This window comes from Natronolimnohabitans innermongolicus JCM 12255, from assembly GCF_000337215.1.
In the GTDB taxonomy this organism is placed as follows: Archaea; Halobacteriota; Halobacteria; order Halobacteriales; family Natrialbaceae; genus Natronolimnohabitans; species Natronolimnohabitans innermongolicus.
Genome location: NZ_AOHZ01000106.1, coordinates 1 through 22,992, shown reverse-complemented (window position 1 = coordinate 22,992; position 22,992 = coordinate 1). Strand labels below are relative to the sequence as shown.

The following is a 22,992-nucleotide window of genomic DNA, read 5'->3' as shown; positions in this document are numbered from 1 at the left end:
TACCGAACCGACCGGCGGCGCCCATCGAGGGCGATCCGGTACCGCCGACGCCGCCCCGCATCGGTTTTCACTGCAGGTGTCGGGCGGAAGGACTTTTATTCACGGCACTCGAAGGGACGATTGGCTCCCGACGACCGTCATCCAGTACCGGAGCAGTTCGCGTGCCAGCATCTGTTTCCGTTTCAGGCGCGGGAGCCACTTTCACTGCATCCAATCCGAGAGCGACCGCGCTGTCAACCCGTCGTCGAAATCGGCTGTGATTCCCGCGTCGACTTCGGTTCGTCGAGGTCGAACGTCTCGTAACAGAACCGCTCGAGTCGGCGGGCCTGCTCGTCCCAGGTAAACGTCGCCCGAACGTCCTCGCGAGCCTGCTGGCCGAGTTGCCGCCGAAGCTGCGGGTTCTCGAGTACCATCGCGAGTTTGTCCGCGAGATCTCGTGGATCGCCGACCCGCGCGAGCAATCCGTTGTGGCCGTTTGTGAGATACGTCCGAATATCCTCGAGGCTCGTCGTGGCGACCGGCAATCCGGCTGCCATCGCTTCGACGTTGGCCATGCCAAAGCTCTCGTTGTGACTCGGTAGACAGAATACGTCGGCGCTCGCGTAGTAAGTCGGCAGTTCGGGATGAGGGACTGCACCGTGGACGACGACGCGGTCGTCGAGCCCGAGTTCGCTGGCTCGGTTACGGACGCCCGCCTTCTCGGCCCCCGACCGACCACGTGTACTTCCTGTCGGCCGTCGGTTCGCGCTACCGCATCGAGCAGTCCGTTGCTGCTCGGAGTGATTGCCGTCGGACTCGCGATCTGGGGCGTGGTCACGGCCAGTGGGGTTGTCGATCCGCGCGAAACGATCGCGCAGTTGACCTGAACGGCGTCAGCGGAAGTGCGAACGCAGAAAGCGAGGTGATCCGTTTCAGTCCCGGTCGTCGTTCGAAATCGGTGCGACTCTTTTTGGCACCGTCTCGAGTGTGATACTCCGCTCGTTACTGATCGCGGGCGTTGTACTGAATGTCGACGTCCGCGTCCCCGTTGAGCGTGAACTCCTCGAGGTCGCCGTCGAACCAGTAGGCGTCGAGCCAGTCATCGACGACGCCGCGGACCGTCTGGCCCTCGATGACGTCGTCGCTGCTGATCGTCGCGTCCTGATAGGTCGACTTGTGGACCGCGCCGCTGGTTTCGAAGGCGTAGGAGCTCGGCTCGTCGGTCTCGGTGCCGTCGAAGACGATGGCGTGGGGGAGCAGTTCGGTCTCGCCGTACTCGTCGGGATCGATCTCCTCGTCGTCGAGTCGGACCGCCGCGTCGCCGTCGATGATCGTCACGTCGGTCAGCGCGCCCGAGAACTGGAACGGCAACGTCTCGTCGGTGACAGAGCTCTGGACCGTCGAGCCCGAAATCGCGGTCGACTCGTCTTCGTCGTCCGCGAGCTCGATCGTCCCGTCGACGGTGAGTTCGAAGCTCGTCGGCTCGCCCTGGCCCTCGACCTCGAGGACGTGGGGGAGTTCGGCGCCGACCTCGTCGGGATCGATCTCCTCGCCGTCGAGGAGGACGGTCGCCGGTCCGTCGACGGTGAGGTTCTCGAGGTCGCCGTCGAACCGGAAGGCGTCGCGCCAGTCTGCGACGACGCCGTGGACGGTGTCGTCGTCGATTTCAGTCGCCGCGTCGATCGACGCCCCCTCGTCGTTCGAGGGTTCGACGTCGCCGTCGACGACGAACTCGTAACGCGTCACGTCCGCGGCGTCGCCGTCGAAGAGGAGGACGTGGGACTGCTCCTCGTCCTCGCTGTCCTCGCTGTCCGCGCCGCTCGAGGCGCTCGCGCCCTCGCCGGTTGCCGCCTCCTCGGCGGACGTCGGAACGCCCTCGGGGACCGAGAGGTCGGGATCGTCGCCGGCGCTCGAGAGATTGACGCTGCCCTGTGCGCCGCCGGAGACGGCACCGCCGTCGAGACTGACGGAGGAGCCGTTGTGGGTGACGACGGCCGAGCCGTAGCTGCCGGCGTCGAACTGGCAGTTTTCGACGGTGATGCCGCCGGGCGGCCAGACCCACAGCGGCCGGCCGGTGTCTTCGGTGTAGCCGCCCCAGTTGCCGTTTTCGGTCGAGTAATCGGTGTCGTCGTTGTACGCGACGCAGTCGCGCAGCGTGTCGCCCTGGTTCGCGGCGCGGAACGTCGAAACGCCGTTGTTCTTTCCGTAACAGCGCTCCCAGGTGACCGAACCGCTGCCGGCGCTGTTCGAACAGTACCAGCCGTTGTTCGGATAGCCCTGGACGTTGCACTCGCGGAAGACGACGTCGGCGTTCGCTCTCGCGTGATAGAAGAACCCGCCGGGGCCGTGCGTGAAACTCGAGCCGGACTTGTTGGCGCCGTCGCCGACGTAGACGTTTTCGAACTCGACGGTACCGTGTGACGCGGTGACCGTGAAGATGAACCCGTCGCCTCGGTAGAGGCCATGGACGCCGACGTTGCGGACCGTCGCGGTTCCGTCGACGATGATCGAGATGTCGTTTCCGCTGGTGACGTCGATGAGTTTGTTCTCGAACGTCTCGTCGTCGAGCCGGATCACCTGTCCGCGGGCCTCGATGACGTCGTAATCGTCGCTCGAGGCGCTTACGCCGGCCGTCAACGCCGCGGCAGCCGCCGTGGCTGCACCTATCTTCATGTACGAACGCCGGTCGATCAGTCCACTATCGCTATCACCGTCGGACGCCGGCTGCGTTTCGCCGCCGACGTACCGATCGTCATCCGATACCGAAGAGTCGCGTGCCATGCAGTCGAGTAGTCCGGAACTACCACCATAAACTTTCTCCTCTATTATATTTAAAATTTACAGACTTCATCTGCTACGTGGGTTTCTAGAGACAATATTATTAGCAAATTAGATCGATAATTTGTATATCGGTCTTTCTTAGGAATCGTGCCGGTAATAGTATATTACCAGCTCTCGCAGCCCTATTCGACTTTTCTCGAGGCCGTTCGGGAGAATAGATCCGTAGTAATAGCCTCTTACTTCCGACTCGGCGGCTTTCGATCGGGATGCTGTCGGCTTCACACCCGCATCGAAACGGTCGACGACGCGGTCTCGATCCCGACTCGAGGGCGACGAGATTTGGGACAGTGTTCTGTGAAAAACTGTGCGAACGATGTCCAGTGGAGGGGAGAGGCTGCGTCAGCGAGGTGAGGAGGGACCGCGTCAGCGGGGTTGGGAGGGACCGCGTCAGCGAGGTGAGGAGGGACCGCGTCAGCGAGGTGAGGAGGGGCTGCGTCAGCGAGGTGAGGAGGGGTTGCGTCAGCGGGGGAGGGTGGTTGCCGTCGAAATCGCCCGGCGTGGAGGGGTGGAAGACGGTGGCGATCACCGACGGCAGCGAGCGCGTTAGTCGTCGCCGGCGGCGGCCGCTTCGGCGCTGGTCGGCGTGCCGTCGGGGATAATCGCTTCGGGGTCCGTTCCCGTGTCACCCTCGAGTTGCACGTTCGACCCGGCGTGTTCGGCGATGCCGGCCTGCTCGTCGTAGTCGGTGTCGGCGACGACGACCTGGGTGCCCTGACCGTTGGCACCGGCGTCGATCGCGGTGTGGTTGCCGTTCATCTCGATCTGGCAGTTCTCGACCTCGATCGTTCCGGGGGCCCAGGCCCAGATACCGCGGCCCGCGTACCCCTCGTCGTCGACGAGGATGCTCGAGTTCGTCACCTTGCTGCCCTCGGTCGCGAGGCGGAAGTGCGAGACGTAACAGTTCGCGGCGAAACAGCTGTCGATGTGGATCGTTCCACCGCCGCCGTTCCCGGGTGCGGAGCCGTAGACGGCGTTGTCCGCGAAGCCCTGGATGTTGACGTTCTGCATGTCGATGTGTCCGGCGTGATCGGGGTTGACCCAGAACGCGGTCTGGCCGTGTCCGGTTGAACTCCCGTTGCGGTCATCGGAGCCGTCGCCGAGGTAGACGTTCTCGATCGTACTCTCGCCACCGGCGTCGGAAATGGCGAACGTCGCGGTTCCCGCGCCGGATTCGTTGCGACCGTGGAATCCGACGTTGCGGATCGTCCAGTCGCTGCCGGTGGTCGTAATCGAGACGTCCTGTCCGGTGGTCATGTCGATAAGTTTGTTCTCCCAGCTCTCACCGTCGGCGACGGTGATCGACTGGCCGCTGGCTTCGATGACCTCGTAGTCGTCCTGTGCGGACGCCGAGCCGACCAGGCCGAGGGAGGTTGCCGCGGTCGCCACTGCGGCGATCGATTGAACGTAGTTTCGGCGGCTTAATCCGCTGTTACGGCCGGTCGTCGGCGTAGTATCCGTTTCGGACGTACGGGGGTTCTGCGCCATACACTTTCGTAACCTAGGCTTATACTCATAAACTTTTCCGTGCGCAGATGACTTTAATTTACAGAATATATTTCTAACGATGAAGATAACAACACAATATACGCCACATCGTTAAAGAAATAATGAACGAAACTCGGCTGATAACACCCTGTGTAACCAGAACTTTCCGAGTAAATCTCGCGTTATCGCCCGGGAGACGGCTGCTAGATGGTTCGTTCGGTTTCCACCGTGATCTAATCCTCGAGATCGACGCGGCGCTCCGGCCGTCGTGTACGGGCCGGATACCGCTCACTTTCCGGTCGCTTCGCCGTCGTGTTCGAAGCGGGACTCCTGTTGCAACGAACGGAGTACGCACGCATCGCGATGGTGGTTGCTTTCCGTCCGGGTTTCGGCTGCGGGCACGGTGTTGGGCGTCGGACTCGCGGACGTAGCGCCGACTGCTCGTCTATTATTGTTTGTAACGCGTGCGAGGATGAGAGACGACAGGGGCGCTCACGCGCAGCCGACAGCTACCAGACAGGTCTCCGATAGCCGACGACCGAGTTGCTCGGTCCGTCAGCCACGGTCATCGATCGACGGTCGACGGCCGTTGCCCGTCCGGGGGTGACGCGGTTCGCCGAGATGGGCCGTCGCCGCCTCGCCGAGTCCGAACCCGCTATCGGTCCGACGCTCTCCGGGTACCGAGCGCGGTCGTCGACCTCACTCTTCGCCCTGCACGGCGTACATCCGGAACTCCTCGTTCGAGATCACTTTGTCGGCACCCGAGTCCGTCTCGAGGGTGTCGAGCGAGTCCTGACTGTGATGGAGTTCCTGATAGATCTCGATCTCCCGCGTGGTGTCGAAGTCCGTCACCACGAAGTTGTAATCCACCTCGTTGTACGCGGTGCTGTAGCTGCCGTTTTCGAACTCGTCGGCGTCGATCACCCCGCTCGAGGCCGCGCCGGAGCTCAGACTCTCTACTCCCTCGAGGCCGTTGATACCGTGGTCGTACCGGTACGGGTCGTAGCCCATGCCGACGAGGGGTGTTTCCTGGTCGGCGTCGTTCAGCGCGGTTTCGTACCCGCTGAACTTCTGGTCGGTGACGTGCTGGCCGGGGTTGTAGATGATCGGCGAGCCGAAGACCGTCATCAGTCCGAGGACGAGACAGACCCCGAGTACCACCGCGCCGGCGGCGGTGCCTCCCGGACGCGTGATCACGCCCGAGAGTGCGCCGATGGCTCGAGCCAGTGCGACGCCCGCAAGCACCGTCAGGATGACGGCGATGAAGCCGATCTGGCGGAACGCCATCGTCGGCGTCCCGAGGAAGTACACGAGGAACAGCCCGGTCAGCGGGACGAGTGCGAGCGCGAAGTAGTTGACGAACGACTTCGTCTCCGGATCGAGACCGCTCCGACCGAGCCACACGAGCAGGACGAACAGGCCGACGACGAGCGAGATCACCGCGAGGTCGCCGAACATGATCACGAACATCTCGCCGAGGCTGCTGCCGACCGCCTCGAACGAGGCTTCGCGCTGGTCGACCTCCGCACCGCCGCCGACGTCCTCCTGGAAGAGTCCGGCGATCAGCCCGGTCGCGGCGTTCCGGAACCGTTCGTTACTGAGCGCCCAGAGCCCGAAGATCACGCCGAGGACGACCGTGTGGGCGTACATCGTGGGGTGGTCGAGCATCGGGTGATCGTCGAACCGGCGCCGGGCGAGAAACTGCACGCCGGCGATCGCGCCCATGAGCGCGATGACGCCGATCATGTGCTGGGGGTGGACGAGCAACAGCCCGATCGCCGTCAGGTAGATGAGCAGGCTGAACGGCGAGAGTCCGAACGGTAGCCGCTCGATCGTCGCCCGGCGACGCAGATACGCCATGAACGCGAAGATGACGACGGGAACCAGAAACAGGGCGTTCGAGTTCGTGTGCACGCCCATGTGCGTCGCGACGTTGTTGATCGGCAGTATCATCCAGGAGACGATCGCCGCGATGCCGACCGCCATGCCGGGGCCGGTGATCTCTCGCGCGATCAGGGGGACGAAGATCAGAAACGGGACGAAGAGGACGACCATCCCGAACAGGAGCCCGCGCTCGATCGGGATCCCGCCGACGTAGTGAAACGCCGTCGCGATCGTGTGGACGGCGGGATAGAACAGTTCGTGCGGGGCCATCTCGGCGTTGGCGATGTCTCGCGTCCAGCCGAGGTGGCTGAGCGCGTCTCCCATTCCGGAGAATCGATAGTTTCTGATCACCGGGAGGCTGACGATCGCCGTCACTACCGTCCCGCCGAGTGCGATACCCAGCGCCTGTTCGCGGCCGCGACAGGCCAGTGCGATGCTGACGGCGATGGCTAACCCGAGTCCGAGTCCGAGCCACGTGATCGTCGGCGTTCCCGTGTACACCGACGGCTCGTAGTTGGTCGCGGGGTTTGCCCTCGCAACGAGGATCCCGACCGCGACCGCGAGAAAGCCGATAGCCAGCGTGATGTTGAGCGTCGACCGTTTCATACTCCCTCGAAACGGAGCCGCGCTGATCCAGTGGCGATACGCATGTGTCGACCGAACGAACACGGATAACGAGGTTTGTTATAGGCCTCCTATACCCTCGAGTACCACGGCGAGAAACGGTCTGACGTACCATCGCGAATACACATATCCGCTCCCGTCTCACCGCTCACGGACGGTGTGACGGTCGAACGCGCCGGTGATCCTCGAGAACACGTCCAGTTGCGGCGGTCGATCGAGTCGCCGAGAAATTCGTCCCTCGAGCTGATTCCGCGGCGTCGTCGCCGGCGAAGGACGAACTCAACCGCAGTCGACGCACGACCCTCCGTCGGGTAACCAGCTCTTACCCCGGCTGACGGGCCGGATTTCGTCTCGAGCCACGAGCTGACGGTTCCGACATCGGCGACAAACGTTCAGTAATGCGTTCCATTCTTCGATTCCGAACCATCAACGGTTCTGATGGTTTTTGTACCGGTTCGTCGTTGCTCGACTCGACAGCGAACAGCGCGCCCACCGTATCAGCGATCAGTTCGAAGCAGATTCACCTATGTCATCAATCGTCATCGACCGCGTACACGCCGACGGAACGACCCTCGAGGCGGACGTACAGACGTCCGCGGACCTCGAGCGGTTCTTCGGCGACGAACCGTTTCAAACCGAGTACGACGTCTCAATCGAGGACGTCCCCGAGGGGGTGCTCGCGATCCCCGTGCTCGCCCACGTCTGTCCAGTCGCGTGGGCGAACGGCGCCGACGTCTACGTCGACGAAGTCGACGAGACGTTCGCGAACGCTCTCTCGGACGTCGAGGAGTCGCTCTGTGCGATGCACGACTTCCTCGAGGGAGGGACCCTCTACGCGAAGGAGACGGTCGACGTCGAACCCGACGCGAGCGGCGAGAGCGGCTTGCTCTTTACCGGCGGCGTCGACTCGACGTGTTCGTACGTCCGCCACCGCGAGGAGTCGCCGACGCTGATCAGCATCCGCGGCTGGACGATCACGCCGTCGCCGTCGGACGACGAAAACTGGACGCACCTCCGCAATCGCGTCACCTCCTTTGCGGACGACCACGACCTCGAGACGGCGTTCGTCGAGTCGAACATGCTCTCGTTTCTCGACCACCCGATGTTGCTGGCCCACTACAAGCGCTACGTCGACGGCGCCTGGTACAGCTCCGTGGGCCACGGCGTTGGCCTGCTCGGTCTCTGTGCACCGATGGCCTACGCGCGCGGGATGGAGGACCTCTACGTCGCCGCGACCCACTGGGAGGGAATCGACCTCGAGTGGGGGTCGCGACCCGACATCGACGATCACGTCCGGTGGACCGGCACGCAGTGTCACCACGACTCCTACGACCTGACGCGCCAGGAGCGTCTCGACGCGATCGCAGACTACGTCCGCGAGGAGGAACCTGCTCTCCAGCTCCAGACCTGTAACGCCCGGATGGACGGCAACTGCGGCGAGTGCGAGAAGTGTTACCGAACCGCCGTCGGACTGCGCCTTTCCGACCTCGAGCCGACCGACCACGGCTACCCGTTCGCGGAGGAAGACTACCGCGAGATCCGGACGGCCCTCGAGGAGGGTCAGTGGGTCCTCGGTCAGGACGAGAAGTACATGTGGGAAGACATTAGCGAGCGCGCACGCGAGACGGACCCCGAGTCGCCGGCGGAGGCGGCCTTCTTCGAGTGGCTCGAACGGGCCGACCTCGACGACCTCGTCTCCGAGTCCGGACCGCCGCTTTCCCACCGGCTGCTTCGCGCCGGCGCGCGAAATGCGCCGACGAAGGTCTACAACACCGTCTACCCCGCCTGGACGTCGGCGAAGTCGGGGCTGCGACGCGTCGGTCGGTAGCCACTCCGATCAGTTTTCGATCCGGCCGTCGGTGAGCCTCGGTCGCGTCGCTCGCGATGCGCTCGTCCTTGCTCGCCGCAGAAACCGCAAACCGCACCCCCTACCCAGCGTCGGACGGTTATCGCTTCGGGACGCCGTAATCGACGTGGACGTCGGGAACGCTGGCCGATTCGGGAACCGCGTTCCCGTTCCAGTCGACGACCTGGACGTTCGTTACCTGGCCGGCGAATCGGAATCGCTGGACGCCGACGTCGATCGATCCCTCGGCGACGCTTCCCGAGACGACGGTCCCTTCCGCGACGGGGTCGTCGGCCACCATCTCGAGTTCGCCGTCGACGGTGATCTCGAAACTCGAGGGAACGCCTCGTCCGACGATCGTCACGAGGTTCGGCAGCTGTTCTGTGTCGGTCTTGGCAGCGTCGTTCTGTACCGGAGTGTCACGTGCCATATCTCCTTAACCCGACCTTTACGGTATAAGCTTTCTTGTCGAATCAATGGTAGATATTCTGGAAATACAGCCGGTCGTATACTGATTGTCCGCCGAACCGTCGCCGGTGTTTTGATTGAATGCGAACAGAAGCGATCGACGCGAACCTGTCATTCTCGAATTGCGGCGATCGTATTCGCCAGGTCGCGGTAGAACGGCCGCGGATCGTCTCGAGAGAGATAGTCGAATCGGGGCTCCGCGAGGAGCGATCGGGCGACCTCGAGCGTGGCGCTTGCGACCGAGGGCTTCTCGACGAGGTCGATCTCGTCGGTCAGCACCGAGCGGAGATACAGCAGTTCGCCGCGCAGGAGGTGGCCGCCGATTCCCGTCCGGTACTCGCAGTCGATTCGGTCGCTCAGTCCGTTCGCGAGCAACCAGTAGTAGAGCGGAAAGTCCGCGCCGGCTCGGACCGAGAACGGCAGCGACGACCAGAATCGGGGATTGACCTCCATCAACTTGAACTCGTCGCCGTCCGCCTCGCGCAGGAACTCGACCATCGCGAGGCCGTGCCACTCGAGTTCGTCGAGCAGCGCCCGGCCGGCCTCCTCGAGGGCCGGAATATCGACCGATTCGCGGTAGGCGCTCGGCCCGCCGGCGTAGCTGTAGCCGCGGTGCTGGCGGTGCTGGAAGGTCGCCACCGGTTCACCCTCGTCGTAGAGCGCGAAGAAGCCGTACTCCTCGGTCGCGGCCACGTACTCCTGGACGAGCGGAACGTGGCGCATCTCCGTCTGCACCGCGACGGTGTCGGTGCCGCCGTCGGCCTCGAGGTATTTCGTCGAGGGTGGTGCGATACAGGTTTCGGGGGCGTACGCCTCGACGTACTCGTCTCCGAGGATCGTATAGCGCGGTTTGACCACCCACTCGCCGTCCCGGCCTGCGCTTTCGGTGAACAGATCGGTTTCGGGGGCGGCGACGCCCGCTCGTTCGGCCGCGTCGAACAGGCGCACGCGGTCCTGCGTGCGCGCGAGCGTGTCGAACGTCGGCCAGGGCGTCCGCACGTGCTCGGCGAACTCCTCGCGGTGTTTCGAGAGCACGTAGGCGTCGGGTTCGCGGACGGGGATGATCGTCCGCACGTCGGAGCGCGCCGCGAGTGACAGCAACGCGTCCGCGTACGCGACGAGGTCGTCGTGCGGGTCGGGAACGCGAACCGATTCGTCACAGTAGCGAGACCTGCTCGCCGGATCGTCGTCGTCGCTCGCGGCGACGATCGTTCGGATGCCGCGGCGACCGAGCGAGCGGACGCAGGCGACGGCACTCGGCGCGGTGATTCCCGGAACGACGGCGGCGCCGGTGTCCTCCCAGGCAGCACTGTCCATACGCCGCCCCTCGGTATCAGTGAAAATAGGTTATCCGGTGGTCAGTGCCGGGGCGAGATCGGTAAGCGAAGAATACGCGGAGCCCACCGGTTCGTTTTGGACCGTTCGCGACGATTCATTCCGTACGACCCGGGCCGCACGAAACGGTTACGCCGTATCCAGATCCAGCCGCGAGAGCGCCCAGTCGCTCGCGTCCGTCGATTCGATGCCGACACCGCCGTCGAGGTCGCGGGCGAACAGCGTTCGCGCCGTCGGTCGAATCAGCGTCGAGAGCGGGAACCGCGTATCGGGGTAAAACCGGTACCGGATCGGCGAGGGAAGCGTCTCTCCGAACGCGGTGACGTAGTTTCGCTCCGAGCGATCGAGCAGTGTGGCAGCCACCAGGTAGTCGACCGCCGTCGATTCGGCGTCGACGTCTCGCGGAAGCGTCTCGACGATCCGCAGGCGGTCGTCGACCGGCGAACACACCAGCGCGGCGACCGCCTCTCCGTCTCGCGTCGCGACGTAGGCCGCGTACGACCGGGCCGGGTTCGCAAAGCGCCACCGGTAGAATTCGGCGGTTCGCGCGGCGTGGATCCCGTCCGGCATCGCCCGCCGGTGGATCGACTCGAGGACGTCCGCCGGCGGCGTTTCGAACCGCTCGATGGCGAGCGCGTCGGGCGAATCAGTGAGCAGCTGATCGCCGGCCTCCTGGGAACTGGTGATCGCGTTGCCGATCGCGTCGACGACGCCGCCGTCGTCGGCCGCGTCGCCGAAGGGAAGCTCGAGGTCGACGTCGGTGTCGGTTCCGAGGTCCAGCCACGCGTCGTCGGCGCCGGCTTCGACTTCGGTTCCGCCAGCTCCGGTGGTCGCCTCGTTTGCGCCTCGGCCGCCGCCGTCGTCGCCGTCCTCGTCGTCACCCTCGCCCCCGGTCAACTTGGCGGCGCTTCCGATCGGATCCTGTGGCCGGTAGTAGACGGGGAACGTGCCGATCTCTTTCCAGCCGTGCTTTCGATTCCCCGGTTTGGCGTTGTCGTTCGGGAAGTTGAAACAGAACGCCGGGTCGCCGTCGGTGTAGCGATCGACGGCAACCGCGTTCATCCGGCTGAACAGCCCCTGTCCGCGATAGTCGGGGTGGACCATCGTATCGCAGGGCTGGAGCGCGAGTCGGTCGGCGCCGCCGACGCGCACCTCGAGAGGGAAAAACGACCGGCAGCCGACGATCTCGCCGCCGTCGTCGGCGACCACGATCGGGACGTGATCGACGTAGGGGGATTCCTCGAACCGCCACCGGAACCACTCGGCGCTTCGCTCGCGATCGAACACCTGTTCGTACAGCGAGAGAAACGCCCGTCGGTCGCCGGCGTCGAACGGACGGATCGTACACGAGTTCGCAGACGGTGATGAATCACTCATAGCGGGAAACGGAGCGTGTTCGGTCTTTTCGGACGGTCGGGTAGTTGCTGTTCGCCGTGTGCGTCAAAAGTAATTGAGCCTGAACGTGCCGTCTCGAGAGGACTCAGACGCGAGAGAACGACGGACGAGTCGCGTTACTCGGCGTCGGTTACGCTTACTCCATGTAGCCGAGTCCTTTCAGTCGGTCCTCGACGTCGTCGAAGTCGTCGTCGACGTCGCCCTCGCGCTCGGCTTTCGCGACGCCGGTGCGCTCGACTTTGGTCGTCGCCGGGGTCGCCTCCTCGTCGAAGGCGTCGAAGAGGACGCGACCGTCGGCGTTCTCCGGGACGGGTTCGCCGATGCCGTGTAGCAGCGTCGGCGCGACGTCGACGACGCGGGCCCCCCGAAGGGTGGCCCCGTGGTCGATCGACGGGCCGCGACAGAGGATGATGCCGTCCTTGCCGTGGCTCGCGGCGTAGGTGCCCGTGTCGCCGGTCGCCTGGTCGGTGAGTCCGTTTCGCGACTCGTAGACGCCGCGGCCGTTGACGATCAGGTCCGGGGACTCGTTGTCGGTCGGGAACAGCTCGTCGCCGTCGAACACGTTCAACATCGGCTCGCCGTCGTCGTCGGTGACCGACTCGAAGAGATCGGTGAGTTCGGTCTTCAGTTCGGGGATCTGGCTCGGCTCGACGACCCCCTTCTCGAAGCGCTCGGTGTCGTTGATGTACAGACAGCCGGCGCCGTGAACGAAGGCGACGGTTTGGTCGTAGTCGACGTCGTAGAGGGCGTGATCGCCCGGGATCTGCTCGGCGACCCGATCGACGAGCGACCGGGGGAGCGTGTCGACGATCTTCTCCTCGGAGATGCCGACCCTGTCGAGGGCGTCCGTGATCCGGTCGCGGGAGATGCCGAGACTCGAGAGCGCGCCGCGGGTCCCCTCGTTTTCTTCCTGGTAGAGGTAGCCGTCTTGCTCTAAGATGTGGTTGACGTAGACCAGTTCCTCGAGCGGGCCGAAGCCGTGGTCGGAGACGGTGTAGAGGTCGGCGTCGTGTTCGTCGGTGTACTCCATGACCTCGCCGAGGATGTCGTCGAGTTTCTTGTAGTGGTTCAGTAGCCGGTCCATGTCCCAGATGAGGTGCTGGAACCGGTCGGGCGCGGTGAAGACGAAGAAGAACAGCCCCCAGTCGTCGCCGGCCTCCGCCATCTGGAGGCGCATGACTTCGCGACGCTTTTCTAACATGTCGTCGACGGCGCCCTCGAACTCGTCGAGACGGTCCGCGTACTTCGGATAGTCGAGACTGATATCGTAGTTGGGGATCTGCGACTCGATTTCGTCTTTGAGTTCGGGCGGGTGGGTGTACTCCTTCTCTTTCGAGGGCGTCATCATGCCCGTGACCATCGTCCCGTCGATTTCCTGGGGCGGGTAGGTCATCGGAACGTTACCGACGTGGGCGGGCGGAACCTGTTCCCACAGCGTCGGCTGCTCGATGTCGTGGCTCGTGTACATCTCGTGGGTGTAGTCCGACGAGAGGTTCTGGAAGCCGTAGACGCCGTGTTTGTCCGGCCAGACGCCGGTCGCGATCGAGGGCCACGCGAGCGGCGTCGTCGCGGGCTGGGTGCTCTCGAGAACGCCGGACGCACCCTCTTCACGCATGCGGGCGAAGTTCGGCAGCTCGCCCTCGTCGCTCCACTGTTCGATGAGTCGCCACGGTACGCCGTCGAATCCGAGCACGAACGCTCGCTCGGCTGGCGGGGAAGATCTGCTCATGGTTGACTATGTGAGACGTTCGGGGACGTCTGCTGTCCCAGCCATTCCGGGATAACTGCTTTGTTATGGGGCGATTTCACGTTTGTTGGCCGTGATACTCGACGATTCAGTCGATTATCTGTCGAATTACGATAGGTCGCGATCGAGCTGATCGGCTCGCGTGTCGTTTGGGTACGGTTCGCATACACGATCCGTTACGAGCGTCGCCGCGTCAACAGGTGATCCATAACAAAACCTGTCGTTCGTCTCGATCGGTAGTATGAGACGCGCACAACGGGTCGTACGTGGTGGTGAACGCCGTGGGTAGCGTCGTCCTCTCGCTCGACGCCGAGCTCGGGTGGGGGTTCCACGACCTCGAGGATCCCCCCGAAAATCGGGTCGAATCCGGCCGTCGCGGCTGGTCCGTCATGGTCGACCTCCTCGACGAGTTCGACGTCCCCGCGACGTGGGCCGTCGTCGGTCACCTCATGCTCACCGACTGCGACGGCCGTCACGCCGACCACCCCGCGCCGCCGGGCTGGTTCCGCCGCGAACGCGGTTCGTGGGCCGATCGCGAGGAGCTGCGATTCGGTCCCGACCTCGTGACCGACGTCCTCGAAGCCGACACCGACCACGAGTTCGCGAGCCACTCCTTTTCGCACGTCCTCTTCGGCGACGAACGGACGGACCGAGAACTCGCGAGCGCGGAGCTGCGCCGCGCGACCGAGATCGCCGACGACTGGGGACAGACCGTCGACTCGTTTATCTACCCGCGAAACGACGTCGCCCACCGCGAGGTGCTCGCCGAGTACGGCGTCTCGGCCTACCGCGGGAAATCGCCGACCAGAGACGGCGTTCGCGGCGTCTTCGACTCGACGGTCCGCGACCAGTCGATGCTCGTTCAACCCGAACTCGACGAGTACGGCCTCGTCAACGTCCCGGCCTCGCAGTTTCTCTTCGGATTCGAGGGCCCCGCTCGCACCGTCGCCGAGTCGATCTGGACCGATCCGATGCTCGAGGTCGCTCGTCGGGGTATCGACGAAGCCGCCCGATCCGACGGCGTCTTCCACATGTGGCTGCACCCGAACAACCTGACGAGCGAGCGCGACGACCGTCGGATGCGCGCGATCCTCGCCCACCTCGAGCGACGTCGCTCGGCCGGTGATCTCACCGTCGAGACGATGGGCGAGGTCGCCGAACGGGTCCATCGCTCGCGAGGCATCGGCGCCGGCGGCACGGACGAGCGAGCGGCGGCCGGGACGAACTGATTCGACGGATCGACTGGGACGGTCGTCGCCCGGTTCCGGTCCGCCCGGTCGTGTGGCTTGCCCGGTCAATCGGCCTGTCTCGCGGAGTTGTCGGCTCGACACCGCTTCTGGAAGGCACCTTCTACCGCCCGCTACCGCCGGGTATGGCGACGATAACAAAGCCCGCTCCCGGTCCGTTCTCGGCCAGATGGTACGGACAGTTCTCCGTCGGTGGACCGACTCGAGCGCGCTCACGCTCGGCGTGCTCGGCGTCGGCAACATCGGCATGGTACACCTGAAATCGGCGCTTTCGATGCCCGAGGTGACGGTTCCCGCGGCCGCCGATGCGGTCCCCGAGAACCGCGACCGGGCCGAGAGCGCCGGCGTCGCGCGAACGTACGACGACTACGCGACGCTGCTCGAACACGAGGACGACCTCGACGCCGTCGTCGTCGCCCTCCCGCCGTTTCTCCACGCCGACGCGGTCGAGGAGGCCGCGGCCCACGGCGTCGACGTCTTCGTCGAGAAGCCCCTCGCCCGCTCGGTCGAGGAGGCGGAGGAAATGCTCGAGACCGCCGAGGAGGCGGGGATCGCGGTCGGCGTCGACCACACGCTGCGCTACCAGCCCGATATGGCGGGCGTCAAGGAGGCCTATCAGGACGGCAGCGTCGGCCACGTCCCCTACGCCTCGATTACGCGGCTCAACGACCACCCGCTCGGCAAACCGCCGGCCGACGAGGCGCCGCCCGAGTGGCCGATGGACCCCGACGCGGCCGGCGGCGGCTCGCTCGTCGAGCTCGGCGTCCACTGCTTCGACGTCCTCGAGTGGCTCTTCGGCGACCTCGAGGTCGTCGACGCGACGATGGGAAAGAGCCTCGACATCCCCGCCGAGGACGCCGCGACGGTGATGCTCCGGGCGCCCGAGACCGACACCACGATCACGCTCCACTGCGGGACCTACCAGTGGGAACAGCTTCCCGAGGTCAACACGCGACTGCGACTCGAGGGCGTGACTGGAACGATCAGTAACAAAGATCACATGCCCGGAAACTTCTACGCGGGCGCGGCGACGTCCGCGCTGACGAACGTCGTGAACCGATTTACCGGCGGTGAGACGGACGTCTTCGGGCCGACGTTCTACCTGCAGGCCCACTACGACGCGCTGGAAGACTTCTGTGAGGCGATCCGCGAGGGCGAGACGCCGCCGGTCGACGGCCGGGACGGCCTGCGCACGCTCGAACTCACCGAGACCGCCTACGAGCTGGCCGCCGAGAGCGAGAGCGAGGGCGACGGTGAAAGCGAGGACGAGGCGGCAGACGCCACCCTCGAGACGCCGGAGGTGACGACATGAGCGTCCACCTCGCCGGCGTCGAAACGCCGAACCGGCAGGGCGGCTGGGCGCCCGACGTCGACCGTCGACTGGCGACCCTCGAGTCGCCGATTCGGTCGGTCCTCGAGGGCCACGCGAGCTCGCTGACCGCGGGCGACCGGATCACGCTCGTTCCCGACACGCACTACCCGTTTCACCCGTCGTCGGGGATGGTGACCGATCCCGCCGTCGTCGGCTCGATTGCCGACCGCCTCTCGGACTGGACCGACGCCGAGATCGGAATCGCCGGCGCGACCGACGATCGGATCGCCTTCGATCGAACCGCCGAGTACCTCGGCTACCCCGCCATCGCCGACCGCTTCGACGCCGACCTCGTCGACCTCGCCGACGACGACCACCGGGATACGGTCGTCACGGTCGGCGACGAGCGCGTTTCGATCGCGGTTCCCGAGCGCTTGCTCGAGAGCACCGTCGTCCTCGTGCCCACGCTCCGGCCGACGGAGGACGGTCCCGTCTCGGGCGGACTGCGAACGCTCGGTCGACTCGTCGGCAGCGTCGCCGACGCCGACGACGCCGCGGTCGCGGCGGAGCGAGCGGTCAAACCCGACCTCTCCGTGCTCGACGCGACGATCGCCTACGGCGGCGATCCGGTCGCCGCTGACGCGCTGTTTGCCGGCCCGGCCGCACAGATCGACGCGGTCGGCTCGTCGCTGCTCTCCCGGGCCGTCGAGGAGGATCCCGTCCTCCGACGCACCGTCGAGGCGGCCGAGGAGTCGGTGACCGTCGAGAGCGTGACCGACGAGCCGGCCGTCGACCTCGCGTCGCTCCGTCGTCGCATTCCGGAGGGCGGACTCCCGCCGCGCGACGAGGTCAACCCCCTCGTGACGACCGCTTACCGGGTGTACGCCGCCGTGGCCGGCGACGCCGTCCCGCCACAGTTCACCCAGCGACGATGACCGGCGGACGAACAGCCGCCGTCACCGGCGCGACGGGCTTTCTCGGCACCCACCTCTGTCGGCGACTCGTCGCCGACGGCTGGGACGTCCGAGCGATGAGCCGTCCCTCCTCGGATCGGGGCGAACTCGCCGATCTCGAGGAGATCGAGTGGTACGTCGGCGACCTCTTCGAGACCGACACCCTGCGCGAACTGGTCGACGGCGCCGACGTCGTCTTCCACCTCGCCGGAATCGGCCTCTGGTCTGCGGGACCCGACACCGTCTACCGCGTCAACGTCGAGGGCACCGAAAACGTCCTCGAGGCCTGCCGCGACGGCGACGTCGGCCGACTCGTCTTCACGAGCACGTCCGGGACCCGTCGGGTCGACGGCACCGCCGCCGCCGACGAGTCCGACGTCGCCACCCCCGTCGGCGCCTACCAGGCCTCAAAGGCCGACGCCGAGCAACTGGTCGACGAGTACGCCGACACTGACGGCGAGGCCGTCACCGTCCACCCCACGTCGATCTTCGGACCCGGCGACGAGGCGTTCACCGTCCAGTTGCTCTCGATGGGCCTCGAGCGCACGATGCCGGCGTATCTCCCCGGCGGGCTGAGCATCGTCGGCGTCTCGGACGTCGTCGACGGCATCCTCCTGGCCGCTGAGAAGGGTGAAAACGGCGAACACTACATCCTCGGCGGCGAGAACCTGACCTACCGGCAGGCCGTCTCGCGGATCTCCCACGCGCTCGACGGCTCGCCGGCGCGGATTCAGGTGCCAGCCCTCGCAATCCACGCCGCGGGGCCGGTCGCCGAGGCCGCGAGCGCCGTCGCCGGCGTGCGGATGTTCCCCTTCGACCGTCAGATGGCCCAGCTCGCGACCGAGCGGATGTTCTACACCTCGGCGAAGGCCCAGGCCGAACTGGGTTACGAGTATCGACCGATCGAGGACCACCTGCCGGAGACGGTCGAGTGGTACCGCGAGGAAGCCTGATACGGATTCCACTTGCGGTTTTTGCTGTGTCGTTTCGCTCGAACTGGCGGAGACTGACTCTCCGGTCCCACCTGTCTGTGAGATCCGTTAGGGCGGCTCGTCGAGGTCGTTCAGCAGCGACGGATCCTCCGCCTCGAGGGCGGTCCACCAACACTTGATAACCGCGAGTGTGACCAGTTCCGGAACCTCGTGTCGAATGCACGATTCGCGATGTTCTGTCGTATTCGTCGGCGGGTGGAAGTGCTTCTCCGGATACGTCGTTCTCGGTCGAGTTTCCCACCCGAACCGAAACTCGAGATCGCTCTCGCTCTCACTGTAGTGGTATTTGTACCCGTGATTTGTCCACCACTGGATGTCGAATCGGCTTCGACCGTTTTCGAAGCCGACGGCGAGTGTGATGCGTAACTCGACCGGATCGATGGCGTTCGGGTCGTACGTCGTTTCCGCCACCAGTCCGTCAAGGCGATCGCGGAAGATTCGTTCGACCGTTTGTAACGCGTTCCAGTCGACTGGCCCACGCTCCGAGGAGTCAGGCATTCTCCTCGATCGATCGATCTTCCCCCGTACTCATCGCGTCAACGACCCGGGTTTCAGCGAACGAGAGCGCCGTTTTCGCGAACGCGAGATTACGGCGCGTCGTCCGCCATCGAGAAAGGATGTTCCACCCAGCCTCGTCGTCCGGCTCGAGTCGGTCGACGAGCTCGTCGGGGCTCGTGGCGTCGTACTCGTCTTCGAACTCGCGAACCCGCGCCTTCATCTCCCGTACAGCACGCTCCAGTTCCGCACGCGAATGTTCGTCTGCGAGTTGCTGGATGCGCTCGAGCCGCCGTCGATCGGGGTCTCGTTTGAACCGAGTACCGTTGCCGGTATCGCTCATCGCCGCACGTCCGGTCTCAGCGAGTGCCATGAGGTGTTTCCGAGCGGTTGGCTCCGATACTCGGGCCCGCTCGGCGATCTCGCTGGCACTCTGCCAATCGGTCGTCCGACTGAGGACCGATTCGACGCGTTCGAACGCCGTCGTCGCGGCCGTCCACTCCGCTTCAGCGGCTTCCTGTACGGCCGTGTTCGCGTCTGTCTCCGGAAACGGATCGATGTCCGCCGGACGAGGCCCGTTTTCGCTCATACCTCGATCGACGCGCTGTGGAAACATATGTTTTAGCACGCAAAATAGTTTTTTGCGCTTCTCTTCGAACTCGAGCTCGACCCGAGCAAAAGCGACCGCTCACTCGATCGTCGCCGGTTCGCGGGGCGGTTCGACCGTCGTCCCGCTGACTCGCTCGTAGACCTCGAGAATTCGGTCGGTTGTGCGTTCGATGCTGACCTCGCGGGCGGCGTCGCGGCCGTTCGAGCGCTCCTCGCGACGGAGCACGTCGACCAGTCCCTCGACGAGTTCGGCGTCGGTGGCGCCGACGTACGAGGGCTCGACGTCGGCGAGTCGCTCCCGAACGTCGCCGACGTCGGTCGCGACGACGGGGAGGTTACAGGCCATCGCCTCCTTGACCGAGTTCGGCGACCCCTCGCTGCGAGACGTAAGCAAGAGCGCGTCGGCGGCGTTCATGTAGTCGGGAACGGTCTCGTGGTCGACCTCGTGGACGACGCGGAGGTCGATCGGTCGATCGAGCAGTCGCTCGGCGGCGCTGGCGACTCGCTCGGCCCGCGGAAAGTTCTTGACCGTCCGACCGGGCCGGTACGGAAACAGCACCTGGTAGGCGTCGCCGGTGTCGTCCCAGCCGACCCGCTCGCGCGCTCGCTCCTGCGAGTCGGGTTGGAACTGCTCGAGGTCGACGCCGTCGGGGATCACCCGACAGTCGCGGCCGAGTTCCTCGCGCATCTCCTCGGACATGACGATCACGTCGTCACACAGCGGCGCACACGCGCTGCTTACGGGTTTGGTCGGCCCGTGAACGTCGGACCCCCACAGGGACAACACCACAGGCGTTCGAAGCTGCGAGAGCGCAATCGGCGCCGTCAATCCGTAGTGTGCGTGGATCAGGTCGTAGTTGTTCCCCGCCTCGGTGAGCACCTTTGGAAGCGTCCGAAGGTAGTCGACCGGACTGCGAGAGGTGACGTCGCTGGCCTCGCCCGAAATCGGGAGCGTGGTAAAGGAGACCCCGCGTCGCTCGAGTTCGCTCATCTGCTGGTTCATAAACGGTGCGTCGGCGTTGGTCGTAAGAGTGAGGACGTGCATTGCCGACTGACCGAGGCTACCAGTCGACGGTGTTTTGTTATAGAGAGAACAGTCGCACTACAGGGTCGGTCAATCACTGGATACGTACGGTAGGGAGTTCGACACGTTCGCTCACGATCCGGTTATCTTCACGTACTCGTATAGGTTCGTCCGAGATCGAGAGCGTCCACGAACGTCCGACTACGCCGTCTCTACTGGCTGTCCCGTCCCGTTCAGTGACTTGATTCTCGATTCTGCAACTCCATACGCGGCCGGTAAGGACTCGGTAGTCGGTCGCTGCTGAGACGCGGCGACCACGCGACCAACTGCGTTGAGCCGCAACTCGTTCGTGCCGGAGTACGCCATAAAACGGCACGCTCAGGCCATACCTCGCCCAAGCTGTCGTCGATGGTGACGGTATAGTCGTGTTATTACAAAATATCGTTCGACGGAATTGTTCGTCGATGAAGATACTCGTCTTTGCAAACACCCCCGCTCACGTTCACCTGTATCGACACGTCGTCGACCGACTCGAGGCGGCGGGCCACGACGTCCTCGTGCTGACTCGCGAGTACGCCTGTACGACGGACTTACTCGACTTCTTCGAGATGTCGTACCGGGTCTACGGCTCCCATGGAACCGATCGCTACTCGCGGCTTCGGTTCGGTCGCGAACTCGGCGGACAGGTCGTCACGATCGCCCGCGAAGCGCGGCGGTTCGATCCGGACGTCGTCTTCGGCCGTGGACCCTACGCCGCCTACGCGGGGACGCTCACCCGGTCGCCGGTCGTTCTCGTCCTCGACGACGAACCCGGCGATTTCAACCACACCGTCTCCCGACCGTTCGCGGACTGCATCCTCTCGCCGGAAGTGACGCGTCGCGACCTCGGCGACGCCCACTACACGTTCGAGGGGTTCAAGGAGTGTGCCTATCTCCACCCCGACGTCTTCGACCCCGACCCGACCGTTCGCGACCGCCTCGACGTCGATGCCGACGAGCCGTACGCTGTCGTGCGGTTCAACGCTCTCGATGCCCTCCACGATACGGATCTCGAGGGATTCGATCCGGCACAGCGCCGGGACCTGATCGAGCGGGTGAGCGAGCACGCGACGGTGTTCGTCTCCGACGAGAGTGGGCGAATGTCCATAGACGAGTTGCCCGCGCGCGAGTACGACCTCCACCCCGCGCTGATCCACGACGCGATGGCCGAGGCCGATCTGGTGGTCGCGGATACGGGGACGATGATCAACGAGGCCGCCCTCCTCGGCACCCCGGCGGTCCGGTATCGCGGCAGCGACGACTACGAGTACGGCGAGTTTCGGGAACTCGAGCAGGCGGGACTCGCCGAACAGTTCGCTGAGTACGATTCGTTGCGCCGGCGCGTCGTCGACCTCCTCGAGGCCGACGGCGTCACGGACCGGTGGCAACAGCGACGCCGGGCGTACGTCAGCGAACTGGTGAACCTGGCCGATCTGCTGGTCGAGGTCGCCGAATCCCGCGGCTCGGTCGAGCGGTTGAATCCCTCGATACGGGGTGCGTTGCAGCCCCGCCACGAACGGATGCCGTTCTAACGTCGTCCCCGTTTCGGGGATCCGACGCGTGGTACTGACACGTCGACCTGCTGCTGTGTGGATAGGTGGCGCGTCGTCTCGCCGTCAGCGCGGTTTCGGTCGACCGAGGCCCTATTCAACCCAGTATAGTCGCCGGATTACAAAGCATCGACTCGAGACACTGTCTTTCAATGAAGATCCTCGTCTTCGCGAACACACCCGCTCACGTCCACCTGTACCGACACGCCGTCTCCCGACTCGAGTCGGCAGGACACGACGTCCTCGTGTTAACTCGCGAGTACGCCTGTACGACGGACTTGCTCGATTTTTTCGAGATGCCGTACCGAGTCTACGGCGAGCACGGTACGGAGCGCTCCTCGCGGCTCCGGATCGCCCGCGAGTTCGGCGACCAGTTCGTCACGATCGCCCGTGAGGCGCGGCGGTTCGATCCCGACGTCGTCTTCGGCCGCGGACCCTACGCCGCCTACGCGGGGACGCTCACCCGGACGCCGGTGGTCCTCGTCGTCGACGACGAGCCGGCCGACGTCAACTATCTGGTGTCCAAACCGTTCGCCGACTGCATCCTCTCGCCGGCGGCGATGCGCCGCGACCTCGGCGACGCCCACTACACGTTCGAGGGCGTCACCGAGTGTGCCTATCTCCACCCCGATGTCTTCGACCCCGATCCGACCGTTCGCGACCGCCTCGGCGTCGACGCCGACGAGCCGTACGTCCTCGCGCGGTTCAACGCCCTCGACGCGCTCTGTGACGCCGGCCTCGAGGGATTCGGTCCGGAGCAGCGCCGTGATCTGATCGAACGGGTGAGCGAGCACGCGACGGTGTTCGTCTCCGACGAGAGCGGGCGGATGGCCCTCGACGAGTTGCCCGCGCGCGAGTACGACCTCCATCCCGCGCTGATCCACGACGCGATGGCCGAGGCCGACATGCTGGTCGCGGACACGGGAACGATGGTCACCGAGGCTGCCCTCCTCGGCACGCCGTCGTTTCGCTACCGCGGCAGCGACGACCACGAGTACGGCGAGTTCCGGGAACTCGAGCGGGCGGGACTCGCCGAGCAGTTCGACGACTACCTGCCGCTTCGCGAGCGCGTCCTCGAGCTTCTCGCCGCCGATGGCGACGAGGTCGCCGACCGCTGGCAGCGACGGCGCCAGGAGTACGTTGGCGGGCTGGTGAACGTGACCGATC

General features: G+C 65.1%; 18 protein-coding genes. 7 read left to right on the top strand and 11 right to left on the bottom strand.

The window, feature by feature from the left end:
- Nucleotides 1-233: 233 nt before the first annotated feature.
- The 4 genes from C493_RS22395 to C493_RS20870 form a co-directional block, all read right to left on the bottom strand.
- Nucleotides 234-836 (bottom strand): glycosyltransferase family 4 protein, encoded by a 603-nt coding sequence (locus C493_RS22395; protein WP_241430930.1) that lies wholly within the window; start codon nt 834-836, stop codon nt 234-236.
- A 145-nt stretch (nt 837-981) separates the two neighbouring features.
- Nucleotides 982-2,760: a hypothetical protein gene (locus C493_RS20880; RefSeq protein ID WP_007261485.1), complete on the bottom strand. Its 1,779-nt coding sequence runs from the start codon at nt 2,758-2,760 to the stop codon at nt 982-984.
- Nucleotides 2,761-3,363: 603 nt separating this feature from the next.
- A complete protein-coding gene (locus C493_RS20875; protein WP_049889554.1) occupies nt 3,364-4,305 on the bottom strand; it encodes a hypothetical protein in 942 nt (313 codons plus the stop codon).
- A gap of 699 nt (nt 4,306-5,004) precedes the next feature.
- On the bottom strand, nt 5,005-6,795 hold the full coding sequence (locus C493_RS20870) for a hypothetical protein (protein WP_007261483.1): 1,791 nt from the start codon (nt 6,793-6,795) through the stop codon (nt 5,005-5,007).
- Between the two features lie 544 nt (nt 6,796-7,339).
- Between C493_RS20870 and C493_RS20865 the strand changes: the two genes are divergently transcribed.
- Complete coding sequence (locus C493_RS20865; protein ID WP_007261482.1) at nt 7,340-8,641, top strand: hypothetical protein; 1,302 nt, start codon at nt 7,340-7,342, stop codon at nt 8,639-8,641.
- A gap of 118 nt (nt 8,642-8,759) precedes the next feature.
- On the opposite strand, the gene C493_RS20860 is transcribed toward C493_RS20865, so the two are convergent.
- The 4 genes from C493_RS20860 to C493_RS20845 form a co-directional block, all read right to left on the bottom strand.
- Nucleotides 8,760-9,089 (bottom strand): hypothetical protein, encoded by a 330-nt coding sequence (locus C493_RS20860; protein WP_007261481.1) that lies wholly within the window; start codon nt 9,087-9,089, stop codon nt 8,760-8,762.
- Nucleotides 9,090-9,238: 149 nt separating this feature from the next.
- A complete protein-coding gene (locus tag C493_RS20855; protein ID WP_007261480.1) occupies nt 9,239-10,444 on the bottom strand; it encodes a carboxylate--amine ligase in 1,206 nt (401 codons plus the stop codon).
- A gap of 147 nt (nt 10,445-10,591) precedes the next feature.
- On the bottom strand, nt 10,592-11,839 hold the full coding sequence (locus tag C493_RS20850; protein WP_007261479.1) for a GNAT family N-acetyltransferase: 1,248 nt from the start codon (nt 11,837-11,839) through the stop codon (nt 10,592-10,594).
- 154 nt (nt 11,840-11,993) lie between these two features.
- Nucleotides 11,994-13,586, bottom strand: coding sequence for an alkaline phosphatase family protein (locus C493_RS20845; protein ID WP_049889553.1), 1,593 nt, complete (start codon nt 13,584-13,586; stop codon nt 11,994-11,996).
- 299 nt (nt 13,587-13,885) lie between these two features.
- On the opposite strand from C493_RS20845, the gene C493_RS20840 reads away from it, so the two are divergent.
- The 4 genes from C493_RS20840 (at nt 13,886) to C493_RS20825 (ending at nt 18,069) form a co-directional block, all read left to right on the top strand.
- Nucleotides 13,886-14,833, top strand: coding sequence for a polysaccharide deacetylase family protein (locus C493_RS20840; protein ID WP_049889556.1), 948 nt, complete (start codon nt 13,886-13,888; stop codon nt 14,831-14,833).
- A 187-nt stretch (nt 14,834-15,020) separates the two neighbouring features.
- Complete coding sequence (locus C493_RS20835) at nt 15,021-16,163, top strand: Gfo/Idh/MocA family protein (protein WP_007261476.1); 1,143 nt, start codon at nt 15,021-15,023, stop codon at nt 16,161-16,163.
- Complete coding sequence (locus C493_RS20830) at nt 16,160-17,098, top strand: DUF362 domain-containing protein (protein WP_007261475.1); 939 nt, start codon at nt 16,160-16,162, stop codon at nt 17,096-17,098. Before C493_RS20835 ends, C493_RS20830 begins: the two co-directional genes overlap by 4 nt.
- Nucleotides 17,095-18,069, top strand: a complete 975-nt coding sequence (locus C493_RS20825; protein WP_007261474.1) for an NAD-dependent epimerase/dehydratase family protein — start codon at nt 17,095-17,097, stop codon at nt 18,067-18,069. Before C493_RS20830 ends, C493_RS20825 begins: the two co-directional genes overlap by 4 nt.
- An 87-nt stretch (nt 18,070-18,156) precedes the next feature.
- On the opposite strand, the gene C493_RS20820 is transcribed toward C493_RS20825, so the two are convergent.
- The 3 genes from C493_RS20820 to C493_RS20810 form a co-directional block, all read right to left on the bottom strand.
- A complete protein-coding gene (locus C493_RS20820) occupies nt 18,157-18,606 on the bottom strand; it encodes a hypothetical protein (protein ID WP_007261473.1) in 450 nt (149 codons plus the stop codon).
- Nucleotides 18,599-19,192, bottom strand: coding sequence for a DUF7342 family protein (locus tag C493_RS20815; RefSeq protein WP_007261472.1), 594 nt, complete (start codon nt 19,190-19,192; stop codon nt 18,599-18,601). Before C493_RS20815 ends, C493_RS20820 begins: the two co-directional genes overlap by 8 nt.
- A gap of 99 nt (nt 19,193-19,291) precedes the next feature.
- Nucleotides 19,292-20,257, bottom strand: coding sequence for a glycosyltransferase (locus tag C493_RS20810; protein ID WP_007261471.1), 966 nt, complete (start codon nt 20,255-20,257; stop codon nt 19,292-19,294).
- A 443-nt stretch (nt 20,258-20,700) separates the two neighbouring features.
- Here C493_RS20810 and C493_RS20805 point away from each other — a divergent pair, with 443 nt between their 5' ends.
- Both C493_RS20805 and C493_RS20800 read left to right on the top strand, forming a co-directional pair.
- On the top strand, nt 20,701-21,807 hold the full coding sequence (locus C493_RS20805; protein WP_007261470.1) for a DUF354 domain-containing protein: 1,107 nt from the start codon (nt 20,701-20,703) through the stop codon (nt 21,805-21,807).
- Nucleotides 21,808-21,977: 170 nt separating this feature from the next.
- Nucleotides 21,978-22,992, top strand: a 1,015-nt coding sequence (locus tag C493_RS20800) for a DUF354 domain-containing protein (RefSeq protein ID WP_007261469.1), incomplete at its 3' end; no start/stop codon positions are given.